Here is a 3008-nt window from a genome sequence, read left to right as displayed (position 1 = left end):
GGGGGCGGCTTTCGCCCGCGAGGCGGGCCTGGAGGCCTGCCTTGTCGCCGTTGCTCCTCCCCTGCGCGGGCGCGGAGCCGGCAGCCTGCTCCTGAAGAGGCTGCAGGAGCGATGGGGACATCTCTCCTGCAGAGTTGCCGCGGACAATACCGCGAGCATGAAAATGTGCTTCCGCGCCGGCTTTGCGGCGACTTCCCTGCAGGACGGCCCCACCGGCAAAGCGACGCTCATCTTCCAAAGCGGCGCTTCGCCGGCTGCCGCAGCGGAAGCCGCCGCCGCTCTTGCAGCCGATCCTCCGTCTGCGGCACGGCGCGGAAGCTCAGCCTCCCCGCGGCTTCGAAGCGGAACGGCCGGCTCCCGGCCGGCATCGCCGCTTATCCAACATCCGGGGGGAACAAGCCGACCGCCGGACGCACCAAGGAGAGATGACAGTGGCCCGACCCGTACTCGGCATTTTAACGTTATACCTCAATGACCAGAAGCTGCTCGAGGAGAGGCCCATCTACCAGCGGATGATCGTCGCAGGCAAGCGCCTCGGCATGGATGTGATGGTGTTCACCCCGGCGGATGTCGATTACGAAGGGAACCGGATCAACGCCATGTACTACGATCCTTCGTCGAAGGCATGGTCGCGGCGCTGGTCCTCCTTTCCGCATCTCATCTTCGACCGCTGCCGCATCCAGAATTCGCCCCGGTTCGAGCAGCTGAAGAAATTCCGCTCCCGGTACGGGCACCTCGGCTTCCTCAACCGGCCGCTGAGAAACAAATGGACGATTTACAAAACGCTTCAGTCCCAGCCCCGCTTCCAGAACAAGCAGCCCCAAACGGTGCTGTACGCCTCCCACCGGGATCTGGCCGACATGCTGAAAAAGCATCCGCTCGTCTTCCTCAAGCCGATCAACGGCACAGGCGGACGCGGCATTCTGCGGATCGAAAGGCTTGCCGGCGGCATGTATTCCATCCAGGGACGCGACCAGTCGCGGAAAATCATCCGGCCCCAGAAAGTCGGCGCAGGCGGGCTTCAGAGCCGTCTAAGCTCCTGGAGCCTCGGCGGAGGACGCTATATCGTCCAGCAGGGCATCCAGCTGAAGCTTCCGAGCGGGCGCGTCCATGACTACCGGATGCTCGTGCAGAAGAACGGACGCGGCGAATGGGAGCCGACCGGCTGCGCGGGACGGATCGGAGCGGCCGGCAGCATTACCTCCAACCTTCACGGCGGCGGCAAGGCGGCTAAAATGGAAGAGCTGCTCGATTCCTGGATCGACGAAGGGCTCCAGGCATCCGAGGTCAGGCTGGAGGCCGAGCAGTTCTCGATCGAGGTGGCCGAATACCTGGAACGGCAGTACGGCAGGCTGTGCGAGCTCGCCCTCGACCTGGCGATCGACCGTCAGGGCGGCATCTGGCTGCTGGAGGTCAATCCCAAGCCGGCACGCGAAGTGTTCAAGCAGAGCGGAGATATCGATACCTACGACCGGGCGATCGTCAAGCCCCTTGAATATGCCCTGTACCTCTACAACCGCAGGGCGCAGCGCAAGTCGGGCGGCCGCACGACCGGCAGCCGCACCCAAGGACAGCCGTCCCGTCGGCTCCGGCAAGGCCGGCAAGCGCGACGGCGGCGGCCGGACGAAGGGAAGCCGTCCGGCAGACCAGCGGAAAGGCCGTACGGAACCCGTCGAAAGCGGCAAGGCGGGCAGCCTCTCTGTCCGGAAGAAGCCTTCGGCAAAAGAAGGATTCGGCAAAACGATGCAGCCGCGCGTCCGGGTTCCGGGCGGGTTCCTGAAGCGCAGACCCATCCTGCCCGGCAAGCCTCTGGCCGCCGACCGGCCGGTGGTCCGGTCCGTCCAACGGATTCCGGAGCTTGAAGAGGGGTGGAAGCTGGAAAGCGAAGCGCCGGAAATCGAACCGCTATCCGGAGCGCCGGCCGAGACGGAAAATCCGGACTCCATGTCTTCCGAAGGTCCGGCCGAGTCGTAGGCCTCTCGTGCAAAAAAGGAATCGGACACGGATAAACCGTGCTCGACTCCTTTTTTTTGGTGCCGCTTATTGTCCCTGCCGCGTTGTTTTGTCTTCATGCTTGATGGACATTGCAGGCTCCGACAGCAGCAGCCCAATTCGGAACGTTCTTGAATCGATAGACAAAAAAGCGGCATCCCGATGGGATGCCGCCGACAGGCTGCTGCTCAAGCTTCCGGCAGCAGCTCCAGCAGCTCGGCGAAGCCGGTGATGCGCACGTCGCTGCCGTCCAGCTCGCCGCTGTCGCCGAAGCCTGCGTAGGCGCAGCCCACGACGGCGAGCCCGTTGCCGGCTCCCGCCTGCACGTCGGAGGAGCGGTCGCCGACCATCCAGGCGCTGCCGATGCCGTTCTCTTCCAGCAGCAGGCGCACGAGATCCGTCTTGGAAGCCGTTCCCCGGCCGCCGGCGCTGTACAGTTCGTCGAACAGCCCGCCGAGACGCTTATGCAGCACGATTCCCTCCACATAATCCTGGAGGCCGTTGCTGGCGACGAACAGCCGCACGCCCTGCCGCTTCAGCTCCGCCAGCGTCTCCGGCACGCCTTCGTACAACAGCCCGTCTCCGGCCGACAGGCCTTCCAGCTCGTATTGAAGCATCAGCACATCCGCGCGCCGCCTCGCCGCCTCGGAGGCATCCGGCATCAGCTTGCGCCAGATGTCCTCCAGCAGCATGCCCAGACAGCCGAGCAGCGCCTCGACGGGCGGTTCGGGCTGCGTATACAAGCCTTCGTCGCGGAGGGTGCCGAACAGCCTTCCGTGCACGAGCCGCAGCAGCGTCTCCGTCTGGAACAGCGTGCCGTCCATATCGAAAATGACCGCCTCGGGCCTATACAGCTTGTTGATGCCGATATCCTTCGCCATGCTCCCACCCTTTGCCTGATTGATTGCCATCATCATACGGGAAGCACCCGCAATAGGCAACCTACCATTGGAGCGTCGATGTCTCCCGGCTTCAGCCCTTGCCATACGTTGGGAATGCTGGCCGCATCGGGATCG

At 64.2% G+C, this 3008-nt stretch carries 3 protein-coding genes; 2 read left to right on the top strand and 1 reads right to left on the bottom strand.

The genetic code is table 11. The annotated features are described in order from the left end of the window. The first annotated feature begins 28 nt into the window (after positions 1-28). Complete coding sequence (locus BN871_RS30405) at positions 29-475, top strand: GNAT family N-acetyltransferase (protein WP_374725897.1); 447 nt, start codon at positions 29-31, stop codon at positions 473-475. After that, entirely contained in the window at positions 432-1862 is a 1431-nt protein-coding gene (locus tag BN871_RS25450) for a YheC/YheD family protein (RefSeq protein ID WP_083436661.1), read from the top strand. Before BN871_RS30405 ends, BN871_RS25450 begins: the two co-directional genes overlap by 44 nt. Positions 1863-2180: 318 nt before the next feature. Here BN871_RS25450 and BN871_RS25445 read toward each other — a convergent pair whose 3' ends face one another. Continuing rightward, complete coding sequence (locus BN871_RS25445) at positions 2181-2873, bottom strand: HAD family hydrolase (protein WP_048749913.1); 693 nt, start codon at positions 2871-2873, stop codon at positions 2181-2183. Between the last annotated feature and the right edge of the window lie 135 nt (positions 2874-3008).

The organism is Paenibacillus sp. P22 (assembly GCF_000469945.2).
Classification (GTDB): domain Bacteria; phylum Bacillota; class Bacilli; order Paenibacillales; family Paenibacillaceae; genus Paenibacillus_O; species Paenibacillus_O humicus.
The sequence above is the reverse complement of the archived record's forward strand: the minus strand, read 5'-3'. Positions and strand labels throughout refer to the sequence as shown.